Below are 24,478 nucleotides of genomic sequence, written 5' to 3'. Positions count from 1 at the left end.
GAACCCTTCGTGGCTCGCTTCGCTCGCACCTCAGGGAGCGAGAGGTGGCTCGCTTCGCTCGCACCTCAGGGAGCGAAAGGTGGCTCGCTTCGCTCGCACCGCAGGGAGCAGCAGCCACTCTCACGACTCGTGCGGGAGCACTTCTGCGTCGTCGATGGCGTCGGGTGTTCCGTTGTGCGACATGTCCTTCAGAGCGACGCCGGATCGTCCGAGTCGTCGGGCGCCGTCGATGAGCGCGGCGGTCGTGGCCGCGGCGACGTCGTAGTGCAATCCGTCGGGCGGGTGGATGTTGGAGATGCAGTTCCGATCGGAGTCGGCGCGTCCCGGTCGGGGCAGGTGCGTGAGGTAGATCCCCAGGCTGTCGGCGACCGAGAGGCCAGGTCGCTCACCGATGATCACGATGAGGGTGGTGACGCCGAGGGCCTCGCCGATGTGGTCGCCGAGTGCGACGCGAGCCTCGGTCGCGATGACCGGCGGGGCGATGGAGTACCGGCCGTCGAGCCGGCGGAGGAGGGCCGCGAGGAGACCGTGGCCGTGATCGGCGAGCGCCCGGGGTGACAGTCCGTCGGCCAGCACGATGCCGATCTCGGCGTCGACCCGTGGGACCTGCGACAGATCCTCGGGCAGCCGACCCAGGTCGGGTCGGCGCAGGTATTCGCTGCGTGTCGCCGCGCGGCTGGTGACTGTGACCGGGGGATCGAGGTCGAGTTCGCCGATCGAGCGCGCGAACCCCTCGACGTCGAGCGGCTCGTGAACCGCGTCGCGGGCGGCGGCATGAGCGGCCTGGAATTCGAGGACCCGCCGCGACGGGAGCGAATTGCCGGCACGTCCGAGGCCGATCCGCGCCTGCGTGCTCCGGCGGAGTTCGGTCCAGGGGTCGGGCTGCGGAGCCTGATCGTCCGCGGGTGCGGGCCGGGCCGGCGTCATCGTCCGGCCGTCAGCGGCAGGAGGGGAGACTCGCCCGGGTCCACCGGCAGGATGCGTCCGGCGCCGTCGGTCATGCCGAGTCGCGCGAGCCAGGACTCGAACTCGGGGGCCGGCCGCAATCCGAGTGCGGCACGGACGTAGAGCGCGTCATGGAACGACAGACTCTGATAGCCGAGCATGACGTCGTCTGCTCCGGGAACGGCGATGACGAATGCGGCACCGGCGACACCGAGCAGCGTGAGCAGGGTGTCCATGTCGTCCTGGTCGGCCTCGGCGTGATTGGTGTAGCAGACGTCGACACCCATCGGCAGCCCGAGCAGCTTGCCGCAGAAGTGATCTTCGAGGCCGGCGCGGATGATCTGCTTGCCGTCGTAGAGATACTCGGGACCGATGAACCCGACGACGGTGTTGATCAGCAACGGGTTCAGCACTCGTGCCACCGCGTACGCGCGGGTCTCCAGGGTCTGCTGGTCGACCGGTTTGCCACCGGTCCCGAGGTGCGCGCCGGCCGAGAGTGCCGATCCCTGACCGGTTTCCAGGTACATCACGTTGTCGCCGACGGTCCCGCGGCGCAGTGACCGTCCCGCCTCGTCGGCGTCGCGCAGGATGTCCAGCGTCACGCCGAATCCCTTGTTGGCACCCTCGGTGCCCGCGATCGACTGGAACACGAGGTCGACGGGCACCCCCTGTTCGATGAGGTCGACGGTGGTCGTGACATGGGACAGAACGCAGGACTGCATCGGGATCTCGAAGCGCTGCCGGATGTCGTCGAGCATGTGCAGGAGTTCGGCCGTCGCGCGCGGTGAGTCCGACGCCGGGTTGATCCCGATGACCGCGTCGCCACACCCCATGAGCAGGCCGTCGAGGGTGGCCGCGGCGATGCCCCGCGGGTCGTCGGTGGGGTGGTTGGGCTGCAGCCGCGTCGCGATCCGGCCGGGCAGGCCGATGGTGGTGCGAAACGCCGAGGTGACCCTCGCCGCCGCGGCGACCAGGATCAGGTCCTGGTTCCGCATGATCTTCGACGCGGCCGCCACCATCTCCGGCGTGAGGCCGGGGCCGACGCGGGCGAGACGTTCACCGGCGTCGGACCGGGTCGCGATCTCCAGCAGCCAGTCCCGGAAACCGCCGACGGTCAGATGGGCGATCTCGGCGAACGCGGTCCGGTCGTGGGTGTCGACGATGAGCCGGGTCACCTCGTCGGATTCGTAGGGCACCAGCGCCTCGTCGAGGAATCTGCTGAGCGGAACGTCGGCGAGTTGCCATGCGGCAGCTGCCCGTTCGGCATCGGAGTCCGCAGCGCAGCCGGCGAGCTCGTCGCCGGACCGGCGTGGGGTCGCCTTGGCCATGAGCTCGACGAGGCCGTCGAACTCATGGGTCGTGCCGGCGATCGTCTGGGTGTATCTCATTGGATGCCCCGGCCGGAAGGGGAGTGGTCGCGCGTCATGGTCCCCCGAAGTCTAGGTTCGGTTCCGCGAAGCCGCATGCCGAATGCGGGACCGTCCCGGGCGTCGCACTGGCCGGATGACGCGGCGGGTCAGGCGGGAGCTCCGCTGTTCTCCGGGTCGGCCGTCAGCGCCCGCGCGTAGCCGCCCATCGCGCGTCCGGCAGCGAGGATCGGAGCCGTCGACCGCTGCGTCCGAGCGAGGATGAAAGCGCCCTCGAGGGAGGCGATGACGGCGAGGATCAGCGTTCGCGCCTCCGGCTCGGGCAACCCGTGTGTTCGGTACAGCGCGGTGCCCTGGTCCACCCAGGCGTCCATCACCTCCGCGGCCACCGCCCGGAGTGCCGGCTCCGTGTCGGCGACCTCACCGGCGACGGTCGCGACGGGACACATGTTGAGCCATCCGCTCTCGGCGATGGTGTCGGCTGCGGCGACGAAGGCCGCCTCGATGCCGTCGGCGATGTCGTCATATGGGGCGAGCAGCATACCGACGAGCTCGCCATACGCCGCACCGGACTGACGCAGCGCGGCGGCCGCGACGTCCCGCTTGCCGCCGCTGAAGTGGTGATAGATGGACCCGATCGGGGCGCCGGCCGCGTCGACGACCTGTTTGATCCCGGTCGCGGCATAACCCTGCCTGCGGAGTAGCTCGGTCATCGCGACCACGATGCGTTCGTCCGTCTTCACCCTGGCCATTCTAGAGCATCTGTTCTAGAGTGATCGTTCTAGAAGCTCCAGACCACGTGCTCGGGTATCCGATCCAAGGAGATCGACATGGAACACCACGACCAGGCGAGAGTGGATCGGTCGACGACGATGCGGCGGGTCGACACGCCGGCCGGAGTCATCGAGTACGCGGACGACGGCGTCGGCGCGCCGGTCGTGTTGCTCCACGGCCTGTTGATGGACCACGAAGTGTGGGATGCGGTGATCCCGTTGTTGCCCAGCGGGTTTCGGTACATCCGGCCGGTCCTGCCGCTGGGGTCGCATCGGATTCCCCTCGCCGCCGATGCCGACCTGACGCTGGACGGCATGGTTCGGCTCGTCGCCGGTGTACTCGACGCGCTCGACCTCGACGAGGTGACTCTCGTGCATTCGGACTGGGGTGGCGCACTTTTCCTGACCGCACTCGGCCTCGACCGGCGGATCGGGCGGATGATCGTTCTCCCGTGCGAGGCGTTCGACAACTTCCCACCGGGTCTGCCGGGGAAGATGGCGACGCTCGCGGTGCGCCTGCCCGGCGGGATCACCATTGCCGCACGCCAGTTGCGCATCGGATGGTTGCGGCGGCTGCCCATGCTCTGGGGCTGGATGGTGAACGGCCCGGTCGACCCGGCCCAGATGCGGCGCTGGACGGATCCGGTGCTCACCGATCCCCGGATACGCCGGGATGTCACGAAGTATGCGACCACGGATTTCGATGCCGCCGAACTCATCCGCCGCACCGAGGCGCTGTCCGGCTTCGAGGGCGAAGCTCTCGTGCTGTGGTCGCCCGACAACCGCGTGATGCCACCCGCCCACGGGCCGCGGCTCGCCGAACTCCTACCGCGCGGGCGTTACGTGCCGATGCCGGGCGCGGCGGTCCTGCCCATGCTCGACGACCCGCAGACCGTCGCCGCCGAGATCGGCGCGTTCCTCACCGACGCGAGACCCGCGTCGTGAGGAACGCGCCGTGACGATCACGGTGTCGCGTCGCCGGAGCCCTCGATCTTGAAACCGACCTTCAGCGTGACCTGGAAGTGTGCGATCTGACCGTCTTCGATGTGGCCGCGGGTCTCGGTCACCTCGAACCAGTCGAGGTGACTGACCGTCGCAGAGGCACGGGCGATCGCGTTACGGATGGCGTCGTCGGTGCCAGAGGCCGAGGACCCGACCACTTCGATGACTCGATACACGTTGTCCGACAAGGGAGTCGCTCCAATCATGAGAACCTACGGGCAGGGGGCGCGGTGGGTCCGCGGCGCGGACGACCGCTCCTCCTGTCTACCCCTAAGATCGAGAGGTGACCAGCAAACCGGCAAACCGAGACGTCCCCGCGAGGTGCCCGTGTCTGTCCGGTCTCGTGCTCGACGACTGCTGCGGACCCGTTCTCGCCGGTGAGCGTGCCGCACCGACAGCCGAGGCGTTGATGCGCTCGCGTTTCACCGCTTTCGCGCTCGGAGATCGGAATCACCTACTCGCCAGCTGGCACCCCGACACCCGTCCCGCCGCGCTCGAGCTGGACGAGTCGATGCGCTGGTACCGCCTCGACATCGAGTCGAGCGTCGGTGGGTCACCGTTCGACACCGAGGGTGAGGTCACGTTCACCGCGTATCACCGACGCGGCGCGGAACGGGGATCCCTGCACGAGCGCAGTCGTTTCACGCGATCGGAGGGCCGCTGGGTCTACGTGGACGGGGTCGTCGGGTGAGTACGACTCAGGAGTCGGCGTAATCCCAGAACTGCAGCCACGTCACGTTGGCGAACACCGTCAGACACAGCAGATAGATGAGCAGGACCGCTCCCGCCCCCGCGATGTTGCTCCGCCGGTTGTTCCCGTCGACCGGATCGAGCCATCGCCGGAACGGGCGTGACGCCCACGGCATCAGCCACCATTGCATGAGAGAGACGCTGACGACCTGACTCAGCCACAGCGCCAGCCACGGCTGGGCGCCGAAGCGGTCGAGGGTGGGGCCGAGAAATCTCGAGAGTGTCATCACCGTGGGGTACAGCACCAGCAGCACCATCATCGCCGACTTCCAGTTCGGCGTCTGCAGGATTCGGCCGCGGTCGGTGCGCACGGTGGTGCCGAATGCCGTCGTGCTCGCCATCGTCTCGAAGTCGTGGGTCAGGCTCGAACGCAGCCCGGCGAGCGCTTCGCCGCGTCGGCTCGACGACACCCAGGCCGCCAGCTGACGGTCCGTGCGGAACCGCAACACCGACAGCGACGTCTCTCGCTGTTCGTCGATGAACAGCGCCGTGCCCTCGTAGCCGCCGAAGCCGCTTGCCGCGTCGGTCAACACGTGTTGCGCCGCGACGAAGTCGCCGACCGCGCCCGCGACGATGTCATGGCGGAAGGCGCCGACACCCGGCGGCGGCGACCGGCCGTCGACGAGCTCGAGTACGGGCGTCGCCGGTAACCAGCCGTGCGCGCGTCCGGCGTCCAGCGCCGCGCGGTGGTGCGGACCGTCGAGCCACCGGTCCAGGGCGTCCTCGTCGACGAACGTGGTCGCGACCGCCGGATCGAAGTGCCCGTCGGTCACCGCCGAGATCGCGGTTCCCAGGCAGCCTCCGGAGTCGGTGGCCGAGGCGGCCAGCGTCGCGGCCCACTGTGCGAAGTCATCGGCTGGGCCGGCGTGGAACACCGACACCGCGATGATCGCGGTGCCGGCTGCGTCGCCGGCGGCGTCGTGGTTGGTGACGATCGTCGTGTCCGCCGGTCAGACGGTGACCCGACGCCCCTGGACCCAGACCTCGGCGATGGACGACTCGCGAAGGCCCATCAGCAGGCCGAACAGGGTTTGGTCGCGGGCGAGATCAGGGTCTTCGGAGCGGACGGCGTTGTCCAGTGTGGACTTCAGGGCCTCCACTGGTTCGATGACGAGGAAGTCGGCTTCCTTCCCCTGATCGAAGTTTCCGAAGCGGTTCTCCATGTCGAGGGCGCGGGCCCCGCCGACGGTCCCGATGAACAGCATCTCGGCCGGGTGCATCGAGACCCCCGCATCTCCGGGTTCGGTGATGTGCTGTTTGAAGGCGTCACCGAGGACGCGCGGGATCAGCCATTCATCGCCGCCACCGAAATCGGTTCCGGCGGAGATGTTCACGCCCGCCGCCACGGTGCGCTTCCACGGCATCGTCCCCGACCCGAGGAACAACTGGGACACCGGACAGTGCGAGATCGAGGTGCCGGTCTCGGCCATCCGCGCCAGTTCCGCATCCTGGCAGTGGACGCAGTGCGCGAGGATGGTGCGCGGACCGAGCAGGCTCTTGCCGCCGACCTCGGATCCGGGCAGGAACTTGCCGTCGTAGGTGTCGAGGTAGGAGTCGACCTGGTAGACCTCCTTGGTGGTGTCGACCTCGCCGGTGCCGGGGCGGTTGTTCTCGTTGAGGTGGCTGTGGACGTAGACGCCCTGGTCGCGGTACTCGTCGTACAGATCGCCGAGATTCTTCAGCGTCTCGGTGGTCACCGACAGCGAGAACCGCGGCACGATCGCGACGTGGAGCAGCGCGGTCCGGTAGTCGCCGGTGTCGGCCGCGTGCCACTTGTCGATCTCGGCCCGTGTGAGGCGGATGGCCTCTTCCTCCGAGGTCAACAGCGGTTTGGCGGTGTCACCACCGACGGTCTGGATACCGCGGCCGGCGACGATCCGCAGGCCTGCCTTGCGGGTCTCGGAGAACAGGGAGTCCTGGGCGTGGGGGAAGGCGGACCCGAACACCATCATCGCCGTCGTACCCGCGGCGACCCGTCGTCTGGTGAACTCGACCGCCGCGGCCTGGGCGAACTCGGGGTCGGCGAATTTCGATTCGGACGGGAAGATGCAGAGGTTGAGCCACTCGAGTAGCTGTCCGCCGCCGTAGGAGTCGCCGGCGTAGGTCTGCGGGAAGTGGATGTGGGTGTCGACGAAACCCGGTATGAGGTAGCCGCTCGGATGGTCGTGCGACTCGGCCGATGCGAATTCGTCTGGGAGGTCGGCCTTTTCGCCGGCGAACTTGATCGTGCCGTCGTCGCCGACGACCAGCGCTCCGTCGGGTATCGACACCAACGCGTCGACCGCCTCGGTGATGGCGGGACTGCCGGCCAGATGGAAGATGTGTCCGTAGTGGACGGTCTCGGTCATCGGTGCTCCTCGGTTGGTGTGCGTGCGGTCGGTGCTGTCACGGCGAGACTCACGGCAGTGTCCAGACCTGGACCGTGATCAGGTAGAAGATCGCGACCCAGGCCGCGTTCAGCGCGAGGATGAACAACGCGCCCCGGATGTTCGTCCGGGGTTGGGGCGCTCCCGGTCGTGGATGCAGCCACCACCCCAGCACCCGGTTCACGTAGTAGGGCATCGTGAGATAACTCATCGCGAAGCTGGACAACAGGTTTCCGACCAGCATGCCCAGCCAGAGCGGCATCCCCAGCGGTGCGGTCATCAGGGTGAGGAACACCACCGTGGGGTAGAGGCCGACCCAGACCGCCACGGAGGTCTTGACATTCGACGGCGGTGGCGCGTCGTCGTCGCCGTGGGAGAACCAGTTGCCGAAGGAGTGGTCGATCCGGCGCAGTGTGAAATCACCGAAGTCGTCGGCCTCGGCCAGGAGTCGGGCTCGCTCGCCGGACGTCAGCCAGGCGTCGAGGTGCTCGGCGGTGTCGAACCGGTAGGAGATCGTCCACTCCTCTTGGACGCCGGCGATCGGCCGGAACAGCTCGGTACCGCGGAACCCGGGAAAGCGGTTCTCGGCGGCGTCGACCTGCCGTTGCCATGCCAGGAAGTCGTCGACCTTGGCGTCGGCGACCCGGTGCGAGACCACGACGGTGACCAGGGTCTCCGGCTCTGCGGTACCCGGCGCCAGCACGCGGGCGGTGGCCGGACCGTCGAAGAGCGGTTTGCCCTCGTCGACGAGGTCGAGCCGGACGGCGCTGTTGAGCCAGTCCTGCAGGTGACTGACCGAGTCGAACCCGTAGATGGCCGTCCAGTCCGGGTGGCTGGGATCGGGGGCCCGAAGCTTCGACCCGACGTATCCGGGGAAGCGGGTGGCCGCGGTCTCGATCTTCCCGTACCACTCGCGGTAGCGGCTTTCCATACCAGCGTGGACGCGTTGCCCGATGACGAGGGTTGCGGCACCTTCGGCAGCTTCGGACTTCCGCCCCGTCTCGGGACGGGAGATCTCGTTGGTCATGGGTCCTCCGGTGCGAAGTGTCCCGGATCTGCACCACACGTGGGGGGTTGCGCCGGCAGGCATCGGGAAAGAAGATGCGGGACAGGAACTCTCGACGATCACGCGATCCGGGTGGGTCCGCGTTTCCCGCCGACGCGTCGTCGGGATGCTCGGGTGTGATCTCGGACGCGGTCGGCGCCAGTATCACCCCGCGCCGTCCCTGAGCGCGCGCCGAATCGGAGAACTCGTCGTGAATTGGTCCGGGCGGACCGGTGCGATCTCGGGGGTCAGCTGCCGGTCCGCACCGCGATCCATTCGACCAGGGGCACCGTCGCGCGCCAGTCCCGGCGTATGCGATCGACGAGTGCCGCCGAATGGATGATCTCGTCGAATCCGTAGTCCCGGCCCACCGACAGCGATCGGTGGCGGAGCAGTTCGATGCGCGGGTGGTCGACGTCGTATCCGCGGGGCGCGGTCTTGAGCCGGTCCCCGGCGATCTCCCAGCCGTCGGTGGTGAGCCGCCGCAGGAGGCGTTCGAGCTCGGGCCCGCTCCGGTCGTGGTCGATGGACTTGCGCAACTCGGCGAGCCGGGCCGGAGTGGCCTCGTAGAAGCCGGCGCCCACGCGGACACCCGGCGCCCCGATCTGGACGTAGTAACCGGTGGCCGGAGCCACCGCGACGAACGCGCCCTGATGGGTCTTGTACGGCGCTTTGTCCTTCGAGAATCGGACATCGCGATGTGGCCGGAAGATCTTGGCCGGGCCGAACTCGTCGGCCAGCGCGTCGGTCAGTGCCCTCATGGGCTCGGCGACCGCGGAACGGTAGACGTCCTTGTGGTCTTCCCAGAACACCTTGGAGTTGTCGATCTCCAGATCGTCGTAGAAGTCGAGTGCGGCTTCCGGGAACCCGGTGAAGTCCATCGCCGTCACCCGGGAACACCGCGACCGAATCCGAGGACACCGCCGTCGGATCGCCAGACCAGCGAGTGGATCCGGATGCGGCCCATCTCGTTGCCGCCCACGGTGACGGCGGTCTCACCGTCGACTGCCACGACGATGTTGGTGTGCTGTCCGAAGCCCGACGACCGGTCGTAGAGCACGACATCACCCACCCGGGGGGCGCGGTCGCCGACGGCTTCGAAGCGGCCGGCGGCCTCGTAGTACTCCTGCAGCGTGTACACGCCGGGGATGCGCCAGTGACCCGAGTGTGGGTTGACCAGCGGACTGCCCGCCGCCCGCATGATCCAGCTCACGAAGTTCGCACACCACGGCTCGTCGGCGCCCTCGGAGAAGAACGTTCCCGGTCGCTGGGCGGCGTGTTCGCGCCGCACCGCTTCGACGATCCGCAGCTGACCCGGCGTGAGTTCCGACGCGTCGACCTGCGGAAATTCGGCGGTGTCCCACGGCAACCAGCGTTCGGGCACGGCCTGCCACGCGACCAGGCCGACGCCGGCGACGACGACTGCGACCAGCGCCGCGGCGATCGCGGTCCGCCGACCCCGCCGACGTACCGGGCGTGTGCGCGCAGCGGCACCCGCAGGTCGGTCGGCAGTCGGGTCGGCGCTCACCTCGACGAGTGTAGGCATCGTTCGCGCCGCCCGGACCCGACCCGGCCTCGCCCGCAGGGGCCGCACGCGGTCTTGGCACAATGGGACGCCGGTCGGGGGGCGCAAGGCGATCCAAGGAGAGAACGCGGTGGACGAGTCAGCTCACGAGCCGATCCTGCGTGCGGGGGACACGTGCCGGGAGATCGCGACCGCGGATCGCGTCGCGTGCATCGTCGACGCCGCGGACTATTTCCTGCATGCGAAGTCGGCCCTCATGCAGGCGCGGCGGCGCATCGTCCTCATCGGCTGGGACGTGGACACCCGCATCAGGCTCGACCCCCGTACCGCCGACGACGAGGTCCCGGACGTGCTCGGTGACTTCCTGCGGTGGCTCATCGACAACCGCCCGGAACTGGAGATCCACGTCCTGCGCTGGAGTACCGGCGCGTTCACCGGAATCCTGCGCGGAGTCGCGCCGCCCTTCGTCCAGGACCTGCTCACCGGTCGCCGGCTGCACTACCGGATCGACGCCGCGCACCCCGTCTCCGCCGCTCATCACCAGAAGATCGCGGTGATCGACGACCAGTTCGCCTTCTGCGGCGGCATCGACATGACCGTCAACCGCTGGGACACGTCGGAACACCTGTCACACAACGAGTTCCGTCGAGACCCCGACGGCCGACCGCACGGTCCGTGGCACGATGTCACCGTCGCCCTCGACGGTGACGCCGCACGCGTGGTCGCCTCCGTCGCGCTCGACCGCTGGGAAGCCGCCACGGGCGAATGCCTCAAGCCCCTCGTCGACACCGACGGCCCCGACATCTGGCCGACGGATCTCGACGTCACGTTCACCGACTGCGACGTCGCGGTGGCGCGGACGATCCCGCAGTACGACAACCGGCCCCAGGTCGAGGAGATCCGGCTCTTGTACCGCGCTGCTTTCGCCGCGGCACGCCGCACCATCTACATCGAGAGCCAGTACCTGGCGGCCCGGGAGGTCGCGGATGCGCTGGCGGAACGTCTCACCGAGCCCGAGGGGCCCGAGATCGTCCTGGTGCTGCCCCGGAACGCGGACAGCCCGGTGGAACGACTCGCCATGGACGGCGCGCGGCACAAGCTCCTCCAACTCCTGTGGCGCGCCGACAAATACGACCGGTTCCGCGCGTACTACCCGGTGACCGCCGACGGTGACCCGATCTACGTGCACGCCAAGGTGCTGATCGTCGACGACGTCCTCCTGCGCATCGGATCGTCGAACCTCAACAACCGGTCGCTGGGATTCGACAGTGAGTGCGACGTCGCCATCGAGGCCGATCCGCGTGATCCGGCGGACGGGAACCTGCGGGAGACCATTCTGTCCATGCGTACGCGCTTGTTGTCCGAACATCTGGGCGTCGACGGCCAGGTGTTCGACGATGCTGTGGCACAGGAAGATTCACTCGTGCGCGCAGTCGATCGGCTGACCGGGCCGGGGCGGACACTCGAGGCGTTCGATCGCGAGACGATCGACGGCGAGCAGTCCCTCATCGCGGAGAACGAACTCGTCGACCCCGAGGACGCGAGAGTCGGCACGATCGACCGGCTCTATCGCGCGGTCATCCGGCGCGGCACTCGGAACCTGTTGCGCCGCTGATAGTCACACGCGTGCGCGGGCGACTTCGACGGCCGGGGCGATGATCGCGGCGAGGTCGGACGCCACATCCCGATCGCCTTCGGGAGGCATCGCGATGTAGCTGAGCGCCATCCGGGTGATCGCACGCGAGATCCGCACCACGTCGGAGTCGTGCATCGACAGCCAGGTGGACTCGCGGAAGGCGTCGGCCAACCGGTCGGCCGCCGTGGTGATGATCGGCGCGGCGTCGGTGGTGATCAGCTTCATGAGGTCGGGTTTGGCCTCGCCGGACAGCAGCGAGGCGATCAGCGGATCGGTGGCGACCCCGGCGAAGAACTCACCGAAACCCTTGTGCAGGGCTTCGGTGACGTCGCCGACGGAACCGGCAAGCGAATCCGCCACATGGCCCGCGAATCGGCCTGCCAACCGGACCGCGTAACCCTGCGCGAGTCCGTAGCGGGACCCGAACTCGTTGTAGACGGTCTGGCGGCTGACCCCGGTGGTGGCCGCGACATCGGACATGCGCACCTCCGCCCAGTCCCGTTCCAGCAGCAGGTCGTGCAGTCCATCGAGCAGCGAGTTGCGCAGCAGGGCCTTGCTGTCCTGTGCGTAGTTGCGGGTGGTCATCCGCCGACGCCGGCCGGCTGGAGGGAGGACTCGATCTCGGCGCGCAGGGACCGCCCGGAACCACCCCTTCCGATGCAGACCGCGCCGACGAGTCGACCGGCGGAGAACGAGCGGACGATCGAATTCGAATCGTCGGGCTCGACGTCGACACGATCTCCCGCGTTCGGCCACCCGACGAGCTGGATGTTGATGGAATACTGCATCGTCCAGGCCAGTGGCACACGCGGCACGGGTGCGGCGGTGTCGGCGTTCAGCCCGAGGTCGGCGGCGATCGTCATGGCGACCAGTCTGCCGTGCTCGGTCGCGGTGAGCCACTGCTCCGCACGCATCGGCGCCCCGGTCAACGGATGCGGACGCGCGGCGACGTCACCCGCGGCATATACGCCGGGCACACCCGTTCGCAGCGAATCGTCGACGACGATGCCGGCCGGATCGACGGGAAGTCCAGCGCTGCGGGCCAAACCGAGCTCGGGTTCCATCCCGATCGCACTGATCACCGTCCCCGTCAACGTGCGCCCGTCAGACAGCGTCACCGAGTGTGGGCCGGTGGCGACGGGCACCGCGCCGGTGAGAATCCGCACACCACGTTCGCGATGCAGCGTTGCCACCGCCTCGGCCACCGTCGGCGGGACGACACGGGACAGGAGCGATGAACCGCGCTCGACCACGGTGACGCGCGATCCCTCACCGGGTGTCGCGACCGCCGCGGCGATCTCCAGACCGATCAGTCCGCCGCCGATGATGATCACTGGTCCGTCCGCGATCGCCTCCCGAAGTCCCTCCGCATCGCGCCGGGTGCGTAACGAGGAGGGAGGCGACGACTGGCCGGGCAACCGCCGGGCCCGTCCGCCGGTGGCCAGGACCAGCGCGTCGTAGGCGACCTCGGTGACGTCGGCGAGGCGGACCCGTCGCGACGAGGGGTCGACGTCGACGACTCGGGTCGAGGTCACGATGTCGATGCCCCGCTCCGACCAGTACCCGGGCGGACGAAGCGTGATCTTGGTGTCCGACAGGTCACCGGCGACGAGGTTCTTGCTCAGGGCAGTCCGACGGTAGGGGAGGTGTGGCTCCTCTCCGAACACGGTGATCGTCCCGTCGAAACCGTTGGTACGCAGTGTCTCCGCGGCGGTGATGCCGGCGACGCCGGTACCGACGATCACCACCGATTCGCTCCCGGGGCCGCCGGCACGGGCGACGCTCACGGGCGGGCCACCTCGATCATCTCGAAATCGGCCTTTGCCGCACCGCAGTCCGGGCAGCTCCAGTCGTCGGGGATGTCGGCCCAGCGTGTGCCAGGCTCGATGCCGTCCTCCGGCCAGCCGAGCTCCTCGTCGTATTCGAAACCGCAGACCTCACAACGGAAGAGCTTGAAGTTCATCGGACTGACACTCCTTCGCCGGATCCATTCGGCCCACTCGCTTCGCCCTCGGCCGCGAGAAAGTCGACCTTCTCTCGCACACCGCAGTCAGGACACGCCCAGTCGTCCGGGACGTCGGACCATGCGGTGCCGGGCGGGAACCCCTCACGGGGTGCGCCTGCGGTCTCGTCGTAGACGTAATCGCACACCGGGCAGCGGAATGTGCTCATCGCGGCGACACCCCGTGCTCGGCGAGGACGCGCTCCCGGCGATGGGGACTGTCGTGAGAACGGTGTAAGTGGCCTTACCGCCCTCGGTGTGTCGGGGGCAGGAAGGTCGCATCATGACCGACACTCTGGTGGCTGTGGAGCCATCTGATGAACACGATGACGGGATCGTCGAGGTGCCTGCGGACCGCAGCGTCGATGAACTCGAGGTAGCCCGCGAGCTGGTCCGCCAGGCCCGGGAGGCCGGGGTCCGCCTGACCGGTCCGGATGGGTTGCTCAAAGCGATGACCAAAACGGTGCTCGAGACGGCGCTCGATGAAGAGATGTCTGAGCATCTCGGTTACGACAAGCACGACCAGCGTGGTCGCGGGAGTGGCAACTCGCGCAACGGGTCTCGGTCGAAGACCGTGCTGACTGATGCGTGTGGGCAGGTCGAGATCGATGTCCCGCGGGATCGGGCGGGCACCTTCGAGCCGCAGATCGTGAAGAAGCGCCAACGCCGCTTGACTGATGTGGATGAGGTGGTGTTGTCGCTGTATGCCCGTGGGCTCACCACCGGTGAAATCAGCGCCCATTTCGCCGACATCTACGGTGCTGCGGTCTCCAAAGACACGATCAGCCGGATCACCGACCGGGTGCTCGAAGAGATGGCCACCTGGCATGCCCGTCCGCTCGAACGCGTCTACGCCGCGTTGTTCATCGACGCCATCCATGTCAAAATCCGCGATGGGCAGGTAGGGCCCCGGCCGATCTACGCCGCGATCGGGGTGGATCTGGCCGGGCATCGTGACGTGCTCGGGATGTGGGCAGGTGAAGGCGATGGTGAGTCGGCAAAGTACTGGCTGGCGGTGCTTACCGAGCTGAAGAACCGGGGTGTAGCCGACATCTTCTTCCTCGTCTGCGACGGGCTAAAAGGCCTGCCGCAATCGGTCGGGGCGGTCTTTCCCGACACGGTGGTGCAGACGTGTGTCATCCATCTGATCCGGGGCACATTCCGCTATGCCGGCCGCCAGCACCGCGATGCTATCGCCAAGGCGATCAAACCGATCTACACCGCCCCCACCGCTGCAGCCGCGGCCGAGGCGCTGGATGCGTTCGACGCCGAGTGGGGGCACCGGTACCCGGCAGCTATCCGGTTGTGGCGCAACGCATGGCAAGAATTCATACCGTTCCTCGACTACGACATCGAGGTCCGTAAGGTGATCTGCTCGACGAATGCGATCGAGTCACTCAACGCCCGCTACCGGCGCGCAGTGCGGGCTCGTGGGCATTTCCCGAACGAGCAGTCGGCGCTAAAGTGCCTGTACCTGGTGACCCGGTCGCTCGATCCGACCGGCACCGGACAGAAACGATGGACAATGCGGTGGAAACCAGCACTCAACGCATTCGCCATCACCTTCGCCGACCGCATGCCGGCCAGCGAAGACAACTAACCGAAAACGCCACTTACACCGTTAGTCTGATACTCCCCGGCGATGCGGTGCGATGTTGATGCGTTCGACGTCTCCGTCGTAATGGTCGAGCACCCGCTTGTCCATCACCCGCCGCCAGATCGGCGGGAAGTAGGCGAGCGTGATCATGCTCGCGGCGATGCGGTGCGATGTTGATGCGTTCGACGTCTCCGTCGTAATGGTCGAGCACCCGCTTGTCCATCACCCGCCGCCAGATCGGCGGGAAGTAGGCGAGCGTGATCATGCTCGCGTATCCGCTCGGCAGATTCGGGGAGTCATCGAAGCTGCGGAGGGTCTGGTACCGCCGGGTGGGATTCGCGTGGTGATCGCTGTGCCGCTGGAGGTGGTACAGGAAGATGTTCGTGCAGATGTGGTCGGAGTTCCAGCTGTGCTCGGGTGTGCATCGTTCGTAGCGTCCGGTCGTCGTCTTCTGGCGGAGTAGACCGTAGTGCTCGAGATAGTTGACGGTCTCCAGCAGCGAGAACCCGTAGACGGCCTGGATCACGAGGAACGGCAGGATCTCCCAGCCGAAGGTCGCCATGAGCGCACCCCAGAGCACTATCGACATCGCCCACGCGTTGAGGACGTCGTTGCTCGGGTGCCAGAAGGGCTTGCCCGCTCGCTCGAGCCGCTTGCGCTCGAGTCCGACGGAGGACTTCAGGCTTCCCCAGACGCTGCGGGGAAGGAAGCGCCAGAACGATTCTCCGAAACGTGAGCTGGCCGGGTCCTCGGGCGTTGCGACCCGTACGTGGTGCCCGCGGTTGTGTTCGATGAAGAAGTGCCCGTAAAAGGTCTGGGCGAGAGTGATCTTCGACAGCCAGCGTTCGAGGTCGTCCTTCTTGTGGCCCAGTTCGTGAGCGGTGTTGATCCCGATCCCGCCCATCGCGCCGACCGACAGGGCCAGCCCGATCTTCGAGGCGAGACCGAGCCCGCCGTCGATACCGAGCCAGCTGAGGTCGTCGGCCGTCCACAGATAGCAGGCCATCACGAGGCTCGCGATCTGGAACGGGATGTAGACGTAGGTGCAGTAGCGGTAGTACTTGTCGTTCTCCAGCTGCTCCATCAGCTCGTCGGGCGGATTCGATCCGTCGGGCCCGAAGAAGACATCGAGGATGGGCAGCAGGACATAGACCAGCATCGGCCCGATCCACCACCAGACGGGCGAGAGGACCTCGAAGCCGTGGCCGACGGCATTGAAGCCGGCGACGAGCACCATCGCCAGGAAGATCGACGTCGGTGGTATCAGGCCGAGCAGCCACAGATGGCGCTTGCGGTCCTTCCACTCGAGGTGGGAGTCGTCCGCGGTGGATGGGGTCGATGCGGTACTCATGGGCGCTCCTGTAGGGACGGGGCTGTGACGTACAGCACTGGACATTAACCAAGTCAATGTCCGCTGTCTAGACATACAAGTCAATTTGTAAAGCATGATGCGTACGGCGGTGCCCGCCCGGTTCCCACCCGCACGCGGCCGTTCGCTGTGCAGGAGGTCAACCTGGCTCGCGATTGTGCGGTGGTCGCGCTCGTTGGGTGTGCGCTCAAATCTCCGGGATCCGTGAGTGGCTGAGCTTCGTTTTGCTGCGTGGGCGGTCAGCCACACCGGACGCCCGCCCTGGACGGCGGACACGCGTCCCCACCCGCATTACCCGACAACACCTTCTGGCCGAGTCGTGCGTTCACAAGTCGACACTGCACGTCCGCCGCGGACCGCAAACCCGGCCGAGTGTCGCGACGCTGTTCGAACCGGCCCACCCTGAAATTGCGCCCCGTTCGGTCCGGTTTTGCGAAACGGGTGTGACTGCAGTCGACTGTTGTCAACGATTTATGCACAGTCGACGAAAATCGACGCACAGTCGACGAAATCGACTGCACAGTCGAAGATTTCGCGATCCCGGGCTTGTGGAAAATCCTCGAAATCGAACGAATGTTCCTGTACCTTGGAGTCATGCCAGAGCTCACCACCCTCCTCGATCAGCTCATCGAGACCGCACCGCCCGCCGACGACTCCACGGGCACAGCAACATTCGACGCGTTGAACGTGTTGCGGTTGATTCGCAACACCGTCGATCACCAGATCGTCACTCACACAGCACAACTCGACGAACTCGAAGTCGCACACAAGGCAGGTGGCACCACCCGGCAGCTCTTGATCGAGATGGGACACGCACCCGCCATCGCCTCACGCATCATGCGAAGCGTCGACGGCCTACCCACGCTGCCCGCCCTGGCACGTCACGCCGCCGACGGACGCCTGTCGTCGGAAGTCGTCGACGCCATCGTCCGCGGGATGAACCACATCGACAAACGCTCGGCGACAGCCATTTCCGACGACGAGCGCTCCGAGTACGAGATCGAACTCATCGGTCAAGCACTCTCCGGGGCGACACCGACACAAGTGCTTGAACACGCGCGCACGATCGCCAACACCCTTGCCGACGCCACCGACACTGGCATCCCTGCCGCCGAGGACTCGTCGTTGAACACCGTCAACGTCCACACCACCGACGACGGCCGTATCGACATCCGCGCCGACCTCACCCAGGTCGTCGGCGAGAAGTTCCTGGCGATGATCGACGAACGTTCCTGCCCACGACCTGAACCCGACGGCGCCAACGACCGACGCACCGCTGAGCAACGCCGCGCCGACGCCTTCGAGTTGATCCTCGACCAAGCCGCATTGGGTGCGAGCATTGACAGCATCGGCAGTCCCCGCACGCAGCTGGTGGTGACCATCCCCGCCGCCGGCGCCGATCCGGCAACCCTGCCGTGGACTGGATCCGTCAGCCAGGCCACCGCGAAACGACTGTCGTGCGACGGGTCGTTGACCGAGATCGTCCTCGACAGTGAGGGAGTTCCATTGCAGATGGGGCACGCCCGGCGGTTGTTCCTGGCGCACCTACGTAAAGCCGTGATCGTCAGAGATGGCTGCTGCATCAAATGTGGTGCGCCGCCGTCGCATACGCAAGTCCACCACATCGAGCACTGGGCCGACGGTGGTTCCACCGACCTCGACAACGGGTGTCTGCTCTGCCAACGCTGCCACACCCAGGTCCACCACCACGGCTGGGACATCGTCCTCGGCTACGACCGACACCCCTGGCTCATCCCGCCCGCATCGATCGACCCACAACGACGGCCCATGCCCGCCTACAACCGGCGCACCATGCGACTCGACAACGCCGCCTGACACCCGCCGATCACACTTGGCGTAGCACCTTCCGCACCCGGCCTGGCCGGACCGCATCCGTCCCTTGACAACTCCACAGTGAGAGGCACTCGGGCCTCGTTCCCGCTCGGCACCGCTGAGCGGGAACGGGTTCCCGCATCGTCGAAAATGAAGAATCCCCAACCCCGCTCAGCGGAGTTGGGGATTCGGTGTCAGGCCGCGGTCCGGTGGGATGCTCGGGCAGCGGTGTCTCTGCTCGGTCTCAGGGCGTGTTGATCCAGTCCAGGATCGACTGGCCGGCGCGGGGATCGCCGTTGTTGATGCCGATGACCGCGCCGATGGCAGCGCCGACGCCGGCGCCCCAGACGCAGCCGACGATGATGATGCAGCCGATGACGAGTCCGGCGAGCGCGCCGATCGCGGTCGTGACGTTTCCGCCGCGGTTCCAGCCATTGGTGATGTGCCAGATCATCTTCTGGTAGGCGCGGTCCTTCTTCGCCGACGCCGGGCGGACGCCGGCCGCGATCGCGGCGCGCGCCTCAGGGGAGAGGATCGGCGTGAACGTCGCCTGGGTGCGATCGGCGGAGACCTGCGCGCGCATCGGAACCGCGGCGCCGTCGAAAGGCAGCACGAGTCCGATCCGTTCGATGGTCCGTCCGCGGGAGTCGACGACCTGGAGCTCCTGCTCGCCCGCGACGAACGTCGCGTTGCGCAGCTGGGAGACGATGGAGGTCCCGTCGGCAGACGCGCTCGAGTGGTAGGACGGCAGCGCGGGCGCGGGTGCGCCGTTGGCGGTGCCGAAGGAGATGGTGAGTGCCGAGATGGCCAGGGCCATGACGGCGATCAGGCGAATGCGCTTCATCGGTTCTGGATTCCGCTTTCGTCGAGTGGATGGTAAGCGCGATCCGACGGACGGCACATCAGGTGTGGCTCGGCGAATGTGCGTTATGTCGGGTTCGGCGTAGTGATTGTCCCATCACGGGTTGTCTTCCGACCGACCGGAGGCTCGGCGTGGGCCGTCCGGATGACGCATCGGACATCGGTCGGCCGCTCCCGGCGCGAGCGAATCACCTGGAATGATTCATCATCCGCATTGATGGCGTCACTAATTGACTTGGACATGAATGGATGACCGACTCTACGGTCGGGACATGCCGAACTCGGCGCGAGGCCGTCGCCGACGGCGACCGCCACTCCGGCAGACGCAGACTCACAAGGAATGGGACCACGATGACCATTGCGCACCGACCCGCACCGCTGACGACGCAGGACCTCACCGGCCAGCTGATCATCGCGGGTGAGCGGGTGACCGGCTCCGGGAATGCCGTCCACGGCATCGACCCCACCACCGGTGGGCGACTGCTGCCCGCATACGCACACGGCACCGAGGCCGATGTCGTCCGTGCGACCGCGGCCGCGGCAGACGCCTTCGCGCCCTACCGGGCGACCTCGTCGGAGGACCGGGCGCACTTCCTCTCCACGATCGCCGACAACCTCGACGCCGCGACCGAGGTCCTCGTCGAGCGCGCGGTCGCCGAGACCGGGCTCCCGGCGGCGCGCATCACCGGCGAGGTCGGTCGTACCTCGGGCCAGCTCCGCCTGTTCGCCTCGGTGCTGCGGGAGGGCAGCTGGCACGGCGCCCGGATCGACCCCGCACGCCCGGACCGCACGCCACAGCCGCGCGCCGACATCCGGCAGCGCAAGATACCGCTCGGGCCGGTGGCCGTCTTCGGCGCCAGCAACTTCCCGCTCGCGTTCTCGGTCGCCGGCGGCGACACCGCATCGGCGCTCGCGGCCGGGTGTCCGGTCGTGGTCAAGGCGCACGACGCCCACCCCGGCACATCGGAACTCGTCGGCCGTCTGATCACCGACGCGGTCGCCGTCACCGGGATGCCTGCGGGTACGTTCTCGCTGCTGTACGGCGCCGGACCCGAGCTCGGCATCGCACTTGTCACCGACCCGCACATCAAGGCGGTGGGATTCACCGGATCACGTTCGGGTGGAACGGCTCTCGTCGCAGCCGCGGCATCTCGGCCCGAACCCATCCCGGTGTATGCGGAGATGAGTTCGATCAACCCCGTCTTCCCGCTCGATGGTGCGTTGCGCGCCGACGCGGCGGGCCTCGGCCGCGCGTTCGTCGGCTCACTGACGATGGGATCGGGACAGTTCTGCACCAATCCCGGCCTCGTCATCGCCGTCGACGGCCCCGACCTCGACACCTTCGTCGCTGCGGCCGCCGAAGCGATCTCCGCGTCCACCCCGACGCCGATGCTGACTCCGGGAATCGCTGCGAGCTACGCGTCGGGTGTGGACGAGTTCGTCTCCGCCGCGGACGTCATCGCTCGGTCGGAGGAGTCGAACGCGCCCAATACGTGTCGGGCCGCGCTCTTCGGCACCGATGCCGAGACCTTCCTCGCGTCGGCGACGTTGCAACAGGAGATCTTCGGGTCGTCGAGCCTGGTCGTGCGGTGCCGAGATGCGCAGCAGGTACGAGAGGTGGCCGCAGAGCTCGAAGGTCAGCTCACCGCGACCGTCCATGCCGTGGACTCCGACCGGGAGGATGCCCGCATCCTGCTCGAGGCCCTGGAACTCAAGGCCGGCCGAATCCTCTTCAACGGGTGGCCGACCGGTGTCGAGGTCGGACACGCGATGGTCCACGGCGGACCGCATCCGTCCACCTCCGACAGCCGTACCACCAGCGTCGGGTCGCTCGCCATCGAGCGATTCCTGCGACCCGTGGCCTATCAAGACGTTCCGCCGGCACTGCTGCCGCGGCCGATCGCCGACGGCAACCCCGACAACATCTGGCGCCGCGTCGACGGCGAACTCATCCGCGACTGAACCACACCCCATCCAAGGAGTCCCAATGCTCAACGGCGTCCTGTTCTTTCCCGTCACACCCTTCGACAGCAGCGGTGAGGTGGACTACCGGCGCCTCGCCGAACACATCGACCGCGGGGTGGCGGCCGGCCCCGGTGGCGTCTTCGTCGCCTGCGGCACCGGCGAGTTCCACGCGCTCGGACTCGAGGAATTCGGTCGGATCGTCCGGTGCGCGGTCGAGACCGTCGCGGGTCGCGTCCCGGTGTTCGCCGGTGCCGGCGGCTCGATCATCCAGGCCCGGGAGTTCGCGGTGAGTGCGAAAGCCAATGGCGCCGAGGGTATCCTGCTGCTGCCCCCGTACCTGGTGACGATGCCACCGGCCGGCCTCGCCGAGTACACGCGATCTGTCGCGGCGGCCACCGACCTGCCGCTGATCGTCTACAACCGTGGCAACGCGGTGTTCGACGAGGAGTCGGCGATCGAGGTCGCCCAGCTGCCGACCGTCATCGGTTTCAAGGACGGCACCGGGGACCTCGACAACGTGTCGCGCATCGTGATCGCGGTGAAAGAGGCGCTGGGGGACTCCAAGGAGTTCCTGTTCTTCAACGGCCTGCCCACCGCGGAGATCACGCAACAGGCCTACCGTGCCATCGGGGTGACCCTGTACTCGTCGGCAACCTTCGCCTTCGCCCCGGAACTGGCTCTCGCCTTCTACAACTCGCTGGAGAACGGCGACGTCGAGTTGACCGAGGCGTTGTTGCGAGAGTTCTTCCATCCCTTGGTCCGTCTGCGTAACACCGTGCCGGGGTACGCCGTCGCGCTCGTGAAGCACGGTGTGACGATGGAAGGGATCAACGCCGGCCCGGTACGCGCGCCGTTGGTTCAGCCGACGCCTGAGCACCAGGCCGAGCTCGAGCGGATCACCGCGGCCGGCCGGGCGGTGCTGGCAACCACTCTCGCCGTCCAGGCCGCGGTCTGAGAAGTCATGTCGACGAACACAATGGACACGGCGCCGGTCGGCTTGTCCGCCATCGAGACTCCACGGGCCGACACGACGATCGCGAAGGTCGCCGTCACCCCGGTCGCCTTCGTCGACCCGCCGTTGCTCAACACGGTGGGTGTTCACCAGCCCTACGCACTCCGGGCGATCATCGTGATCGAGACGGCCGATGGTGTGCGCGGACTCGGCGAGACCTACGCCGACACCGCGCATCTCACCCGGATGGAGGCCGCCGCCGAGGCGATCATCGGTCTCGACGCGTTCGCACTCCACCGACTCCGGGACGCGATCGACGCCCGGATCTCGACGCTGACGGTCACCGGAGGCGACGGGGTCGCCGGGATGATCACCACGGCCAGCACGACCGATCGTGTCTTCTCGCCGTTCGAGGTCGCCTGTCTGGACATCCAGGGCAAGACCCTCGGCCGCCCGGTGAGCGACCTGCTGGGCGGACGCGTGCGGGACCGGGTTCCGTTCAGCGCGTATCTGTTCTACAAATGGGCGGCCCACCCCGGCGCCGCCGGCACCAACGGTCTGCCGGACGAATGGGGTGAGGCGATCGACCCGGGCGGCTTGATCCGACAGGCCCATCGGATGATCGACCGGTACGGGTTCACCGCGATCAAACTCAAGGGCGGGGTGTTCGACCCCGACGAGGAGATCGCCGCGATCAAGGCGCTGCACGCGGAGTTTCCCGGCGTGCCGCTACGTCTCGACCCCAACGCGGCGTGGACCGTGGAGACGTCGCTGCGCGTAGCGGCGGAGCTCGAGGGCATCGTCGAGTACCTGGAGGACCCGACCCCGGGCCTCGACGGGATGGCCCGGGTCGCCGAGCAGGCGAGCATGCCGCTCGCGACCAACATGTGTGTCGTGGCCTTCGACCATCTCGAACCCGCGGTGCGGAAGCGGTCGGTCTCGGTCGTGCTGTCCGACCACCACTATTGGGGCGGACTGCAGCGGTCGCGCCTCCTCGGCGGCATCTGCGAGACCTTCGGACTGGGCCTGTCGATGCACTCCAACTCGCACCTGGGTATCAGTCTCGCCGCGATGGTGCATCTGGCGTCCGCGACACCCAACCTCACCTACGCCTGTGACACCCACTGGCCCTGGAAGACCGAGGATGTGGTCAAGCCAGGAGCCCTCCGCATCGTCGACGGTGCGGTACCGGTCCCGACCGGCCCGGGACTGGGTGTCGAACTCGACGAGGAGTCGCTGGAGGCGCTGCACCAGCAGTACCTCGACTGCGGCATCCGCGATCGGGACGACACCGGCTACATGCAGTCCATCGATCCCGGCTTCGTGAACTCCAGCCCGCGGTGGTGACCACCGGACGCGGTCTGGATGAACCCTCGACCGGCACCGGAGACGTCGGCTAGCGTCATCCACACCACCCCGTAGATCACGGGGCCACGATGCCGAAAGTGGATCGATGTTCTCTCTGTCGCGCCTGTCCTGCTTCATCGCGGTCGCCGAGGAGCTGCATTTCGGCCGAGCCGCCGAGCGGCTGCACATGACGCAACCCCCGCTGAGCCGGCAGATCCAGCAGCTGGAGCACGAACTCGGCGTCCAGCTGATCGAACGCAGCAGCCGGGCGGTGTCGCTCACCGCGGCCGGTGCGGCATTCCTTCCCGACGCGCGGCGGATCGTGGCGCTCGCCGAGGGGGCGGCGCTGACCGTCCGCCGCGTGCCGGCCGGCGACCTGGGGACCGTCAACATCGGTTTCACGGGTGCCTCGGCGCGGGCGGTGTTGCCCCGCCTCATGCAGACCGCCCGTGAGAAGCTGCCCGACGTACGGCTCGTGCTGCGGGAGATGGTCACCGTCGCGCAGGTCGAGGCGCTGGTTCGTGGGGATCTCGACCTCGGCATCGTCCGGCCACCGATCTCCCGGCCCGGTGTGAATTCTCGTCCGCTGCACCATGAACGGCTGGTCGCCGCCTTGCCCGCCGATCACGAGTTCGCCGACGTCGAGCACCTGGCGATCGAGGACTTCGACGGTCAGGCGGTCATCATGTACTCGCCCACGGACGCTCGGTACTTCAACGAGCTGCTGATCAGTACGTTCACCGCGGTCGGGGCATCGCCCCGCTACGTCCAGTACGTCACCCAGGTGCACACCATGCTCGTGCTGGTGCATTCCGGGTTGGGGATGGCGCTGGTGCCGGAGTCAGCGATGACCATGCACCCCGACGGCGTGGTCTTCAAGGAGGTGACCGCGATCCGCGATCGCCCCGTACAGATGAACATCGCCTGGCGTGCCGACAACGCCAACCCGGCCCTGGCGCGGCTGATGAGAGACGTTCTGCCCGAACGGGAATGGATCTGACGGCGACCTGGGTTCTCGGAGAACCGATTCCCGTCGACTGTGCGCCAATTCCCGTCGACCGTGCGTCGATTCCCGTCGACTGGACCGGCAGAACGCACTTCGTCGACGCGACCTCGATCGAAGTCGCCTCGACGAAAGGAAGT

At 67.4% G+C, this 24,478-nt stretch carries 24 protein-coding genes; 9 read left to right on the top strand and 15 right to left on the bottom strand.

Annotated elements, in window-relative coordinates; all coding sequences use genetic code 11:
- Window positions 1-120 precede the first annotated feature (120 nt).
- The 3 genes from eutC to KTR9_RS15915 all read right to left on the bottom strand — a co-directional run bounded on the left by eutC (window position 121) and on the right by KTR9_RS15915 (window position 3,064).
- Complete coding sequence (gene eutC / locus KTR9_RS15925) at window positions 121-927, bottom strand: ethanolamine ammonia-lyase subunit EutC (protein ID WP_014927234.1); 807 nt, start codon at window positions 925-927, stop codon at window positions 121-123.
- Window positions 924-2,333, bottom strand: coding sequence for an ethanolamine ammonia-lyase subunit EutB (locus tag KTR9_RS15920; RefSeq protein ID WP_010842348.1), 1,410 nt, complete (start codon window positions 2,331-2,333; stop codon window positions 924-926). Before KTR9_RS15920 ends, eutC begins: the two co-directional genes overlap by 4 nt.
- A gap of 128 nt (window positions 2,334-2,461) precedes the next feature.
- Window positions 2,462-3,064 (bottom strand): TetR/AcrR family transcriptional regulator, encoded by a 603-nt coding sequence (locus KTR9_RS15915; protein WP_014927233.1) that lies wholly within the window; start codon window positions 3,062-3,064, stop codon window positions 2,462-2,464.
- A 78-nt stretch (window positions 3,065-3,142) separates the two neighbouring features.
- On the opposite strand from KTR9_RS15915, the gene KTR9_RS15910 reads away from it, so the two are divergent.
- On the top strand, window positions 3,143-4,030 hold the full coding sequence (locus KTR9_RS15910) for an alpha/beta fold hydrolase (RefSeq protein ID WP_014927232.1): 888 nt from the start codon (window positions 3,143-3,145) through the stop codon (window positions 4,028-4,030).
- 17 nt (window positions 4,031-4,047) lie between these two features.
- On the opposite strand, the gene KTR9_RS15905 is transcribed toward KTR9_RS15910, so the two are convergent.
- Window positions 4,048-4,275, bottom strand: a complete 228-nt coding sequence (locus tag KTR9_RS15905) for a dodecin (protein WP_010842351.1) — start codon at window positions 4,273-4,275, stop codon at window positions 4,048-4,050.
- A gap of 95 nt (window positions 4,276-4,370) precedes the next feature.
- Between KTR9_RS15905 and KTR9_RS15900 the strand changes: the two genes are divergently transcribed.
- Window positions 4,371-4,778, top strand: a complete 408-nt coding sequence (locus KTR9_RS15900) for a YchJ family protein (RefSeq protein WP_014927231.1) — start codon at window positions 4,371-4,373, stop codon at window positions 4,776-4,778.
- 7 nt (window positions 4,779-4,785) lie between these two features.
- Here the strand turns inward: KTR9_RS15900 and KTR9_RS15895 are convergent, their stop codons facing one another.
- The 5 genes from KTR9_RS15895 to KTR9_RS15875 all read right to left on the bottom strand — a co-directional run bounded on the left by KTR9_RS15895 (window position 4,786) and on the right by KTR9_RS15875 (window position 9,794).
- Window positions 4,786-5,718 carry an antibiotic biosynthesis monooxygenase gene (locus tag KTR9_RS15895; protein ID WP_010842353.1) on the bottom strand — a complete coding sequence of 311 codons (933 nt, stop codon included), beginning with the start codon at window positions 5,716-5,718 and terminating at the stop codon, window positions 4,786-4,788.
- 69 nt (window positions 5,719-5,787) lie between these two features.
- Window positions 5,788-7,185 carry an amidohydrolase family protein gene (locus KTR9_RS15890; RefSeq protein WP_014927230.1) on the bottom strand — a complete coding sequence of 466 codons (1,398 nt, stop codon included), beginning with the start codon at window positions 7,183-7,185 and terminating at the stop codon, window positions 5,788-5,790.
- Between the two features lie 49 nt (window positions 7,186-7,234).
- A complete protein-coding gene (locus KTR9_RS15885; protein ID WP_044506873.1) occupies window positions 7,235-8,230 on the bottom strand; it encodes an antibiotic biosynthesis monooxygenase in 996 nt (331 codons plus the stop codon).
- 266 nt (window positions 8,231-8,496) lie between these two features.
- Window positions 8,497-9,129 carry a DUF2461 domain-containing protein gene (locus KTR9_RS15880; RefSeq protein WP_014927228.1) on the bottom strand — a complete coding sequence of 211 codons (633 nt, stop codon included), beginning with the start codon at window positions 9,127-9,129 and terminating at the stop codon, window positions 8,497-8,499.
- Between the two features lie 5 nt (window positions 9,130-9,134).
- Window positions 9,135-9,794 (bottom strand): CHAP domain-containing protein, encoded by a 660-nt coding sequence (locus KTR9_RS15875; protein ID WP_014927227.1) that lies wholly within the window; start codon window positions 9,792-9,794, stop codon window positions 9,135-9,137.
- 109 nt (window positions 9,795-9,903) lie between these two features.
- On the opposite strand from KTR9_RS15875, the gene KTR9_RS15870 reads away from it, so the two are divergent.
- Window positions 9,904-11,388, top strand: coding sequence for a phospholipase D-like domain-containing protein (locus KTR9_RS15870; protein ID WP_014927226.1), 1,485 nt, complete (start codon window positions 9,904-9,906; stop codon window positions 11,386-11,388).
- Between the two features lie 3 nt (window positions 11,389-11,391).
- Here the strand turns inward: KTR9_RS15870 and KTR9_RS15865 are convergent, their stop codons facing one another.
- Genes KTR9_RS15865 through KTR9_RS26985 form a run of 4 tightly spaced genes read right to left on the bottom strand, consistent with a single transcriptional unit; the run spans window position 11,392 to window position 13,581 of the window.
- Entirely contained in the window at window positions 11,392-11,994 is a 603-nt protein-coding gene (locus tag KTR9_RS15865) for a TetR/AcrR family transcriptional regulator (protein ID WP_010842359.1), read from the bottom strand.
- Window positions 11,991-13,196 carry an NAD(P)/FAD-dependent oxidoreductase gene (locus tag KTR9_RS15860; RefSeq protein ID WP_014927225.1) on the bottom strand — a complete coding sequence of 402 codons (1,206 nt, stop codon included), beginning with the start codon at window positions 13,194-13,196 and terminating at the stop codon, window positions 11,991-11,993. Before KTR9_RS15860 ends, KTR9_RS15865 begins: the two co-directional genes overlap by 4 nt.
- A complete protein-coding gene (locus KTR9_RS15855) occupies window positions 13,193-13,372 on the bottom strand; it encodes a rubredoxin (RefSeq protein ID WP_010842361.1) in 180 nt (59 codons plus the stop codon). Before KTR9_RS15855 ends, KTR9_RS15860 begins: the two co-directional genes overlap by 4 nt.
- On the bottom strand, window positions 13,369-13,581 hold the full coding sequence (locus tag KTR9_RS26985; protein ID WP_010842362.1) for a rubredoxin: 213 nt from the start codon (window positions 13,579-13,581) through the stop codon (window positions 13,369-13,371). The genes KTR9_RS15855 and KTR9_RS26985 overlap by 4 nt, the downstream gene beginning before the upstream one ends.
- A gap of 113 nt (window positions 13,582-13,694) precedes the next feature.
- On the opposite strand from KTR9_RS26985, the gene KTR9_RS15850 reads away from it, so the two are divergent.
- Window positions 13,695-15,011, top strand: coding sequence for an IS256 family transposase (locus tag KTR9_RS15850; RefSeq protein ID WP_014927224.1), 1,317 nt, complete (start codon window positions 13,695-13,697; stop codon window positions 15,009-15,011).
- Between the two features lie 13 nt (window positions 15,012-15,024).
- Here KTR9_RS15850 and KTR9_RS15845 read toward each other — a convergent pair whose 3' ends face one another.
- Complete coding sequence (locus KTR9_RS15845; protein WP_014927223.1) at window positions 15,025-16,359, bottom strand: alkane 1-monooxygenase; 1,335 nt, start codon at window positions 16,357-16,359, stop codon at window positions 15,025-15,027.
- A gap of 591 nt (window positions 16,360-16,950) precedes the next feature.
- Between KTR9_RS15845 and KTR9_RS15840 the strand changes: the two genes are divergently transcribed.
- Window positions 16,951-18,213 (top strand): HNH endonuclease, encoded by a 1,263-nt coding sequence (locus tag KTR9_RS15840; protein WP_014927222.1) that lies wholly within the window; start codon window positions 16,951-16,953, stop codon window positions 18,211-18,213.
- A gap of 241 nt (window positions 18,214-18,454) precedes the next feature.
- Here the strand turns inward: KTR9_RS15840 and KTR9_RS15835 are convergent, their stop codons facing one another.
- On the bottom strand, window positions 18,455-19,054 hold the full coding sequence (locus tag KTR9_RS15835) for a hypothetical protein (RefSeq protein WP_014927221.1): 600 nt from the start codon (window positions 19,052-19,054) through the stop codon (window positions 18,455-18,457).
- Between the two features lie 368 nt (window positions 19,055-19,422).
- Between KTR9_RS15835 and KTR9_RS15830 the strand changes: the two genes are divergently transcribed.
- The 4 genes from KTR9_RS15830 (at window position 19,423) to KTR9_RS15815 (ending at window position 24,335) form a co-directional block, all read left to right on the top strand.
- On the top strand, window positions 19,423-21,033 hold the full coding sequence (locus KTR9_RS15830) for an aldehyde dehydrogenase (NADP(+)) (protein ID WP_014927220.1): 1,611 nt from the start codon (window positions 19,423-19,425) through the stop codon (window positions 21,031-21,033).
- Between the two features lie 25 nt (window positions 21,034-21,058).
- Window positions 21,059-21,991, top strand: coding sequence for a 5-dehydro-4-deoxyglucarate dehydratase (locus KTR9_RS15825; protein ID WP_014927219.1), 933 nt, complete (start codon window positions 21,059-21,061; stop codon window positions 21,989-21,991).
- Window positions 21,992-21,997: 6 nt separating this feature from the next.
- Entirely contained in the window at window positions 21,998-23,335 is a 1,338-nt protein-coding gene (locus KTR9_RS15820) for a glucarate dehydratase family protein (RefSeq protein ID WP_014927218.1), read from the top strand.
- A gap of 106 nt (window positions 23,336-23,441) precedes the next feature.
- Window positions 23,442-24,335: a LysR substrate-binding domain-containing protein gene (locus KTR9_RS15815; protein WP_010842369.1), complete on the top strand. Its 894-nt coding sequence runs from the start codon at window positions 23,442-23,444 to the stop codon at window positions 24,333-24,335.
- Window positions 24,336-24,478 lie beyond the last annotated feature (143 nt).

Source organism: Gordonia sp. KTR9, assembly GCF_000143885.2.
GTDB lineage: Bacteria > Actinomycetota > Actinomycetes > Mycobacteriales > Mycobacteriaceae > Gordonia.
This window is presented reverse-complemented; position numbering and strand designations above follow the sequence as displayed.

What these genes read in the sequence shown, in the direction of transcription:
- KTR9_RS15920 (WP_010842348.1), bottom strand. Translation starts at nt 2,333, where the DNA reads ATGAGATACACCCAGACGATCGCCGGCACGACCCATGAGTTCGACGGC.
- KTR9_RS15845 (WP_014927223.1), bottom strand. Translation starts at nt 16,359, where the DNA reads ATGAGTACCGCATCGACCCCATCCACCGCGGACGACTCCCACCTCGAG.
- KTR9_RS15835 (WP_014927221.1), bottom strand. Translation starts at nt 19,054, where the DNA reads ATGAAGCGCATTCGCCTGATCGCCGTCATGGCCCTGGCCATCTCGGCA.
- KTR9_RS15885 (WP_044506873.1), bottom strand. Translation starts at nt 8,230, where the DNA reads ATGACCAACGAGATCTCCCGTCCCGAGACGGGGCGGAAGTCCGAAGCT.
- KTR9_RS15875 (WP_014927227.1), bottom strand. Translation starts at nt 9,794, where the DNA reads ATGCCTACACTCGTCGAGGTGAGCGCCGACCCGACTGCCGACCGACCT.
- KTR9_RS15880 (WP_014927228.1), bottom strand. Translation starts at nt 9,129, where the DNA reads ATGGACTTCACCGGGTTCCCGGAAGCCGCACTCGACTTCTACGACGAT.
- KTR9_RS15865 (WP_010842359.1), bottom strand. Translation starts at nt 11,994, where the DNA reads ATGACCACCCGCAACTACGCACAGGACAGCAAGGCCCTGCTGCGCAAC.
- KTR9_RS15910 (WP_014927232.1), top strand. Translation starts at nt 3,143, where the DNA reads ATGGAACACCACGACCAGGCGAGAGTGGATCGGTCGACGACGATGCGG.
- eutC (WP_014927234.1), bottom strand. Translation starts at nt 927, where the DNA reads ATGACGCCGGCCCGGCCCGCACCCGCGGACGATCAGGCTCCGCAGCCC.
- KTR9_RS15855 (WP_010842361.1), bottom strand. Translation starts at nt 13,372, where the DNA reads ATGAACTTCAAGCTCTTCCGTTGTGAGGTCTGCGGTTTCGAATACGAC.
- KTR9_RS15830 (WP_014927220.1), top strand. Translation starts at nt 19,423, where the DNA reads ATGACCATTGCGCACCGACCCGCACCGCTGACGACGCAGGACCTCACC.
- KTR9_RS15915 (WP_014927233.1), bottom strand. Translation starts at nt 3,064, where the DNA reads ATGGCCAGGGTGAAGACGGACGAACGCATCGTGGTCGCGATGACCGAG.
- KTR9_RS15825 (WP_014927219.1), top strand. Translation starts at nt 21,059, where the DNA reads ATGCTCAACGGCGTCCTGTTCTTTCCCGTCACACCCTTCGACAGCAGC.
- KTR9_RS15820 (WP_014927218.1), top strand. Translation starts at nt 21,998, where the DNA reads ATGTCGACGAACACAATGGACACGGCGCCGGTCGGCTTGTCCGCCATC.
- KTR9_RS15850 (WP_014927224.1), top strand. Translation starts at nt 13,695, where the DNA reads ATGACCGACACTCTGGTGGCTGTGGAGCCATCTGATGAACACGATGAC.
- KTR9_RS15890 (WP_014927230.1), bottom strand. Translation starts at nt 7,185, where the DNA reads ATGACCGAGACCGTCCACTACGGACACATCTTCCATCTGGCCGGCAGT.
- KTR9_RS26985 (WP_010842362.1), bottom strand. Translation starts at nt 13,581, where the DNA reads ATGAGCACATTCCGCTGCCCGGTGTGCGATTACGTCTACGACGAGACC.
- KTR9_RS15815 (WP_010842369.1), top strand. Translation starts at nt 23,442, where the DNA reads ATGTTCTCTCTGTCGCGCCTGTCCTGCTTCATCGCGGTCGCCGAGGAG.
- KTR9_RS15840 (WP_014927222.1), top strand. Translation starts at nt 16,951, where the DNA reads ATGTTCCTGTACCTTGGAGTCATGCCAGAGCTCACCACCCTCCTCGAT.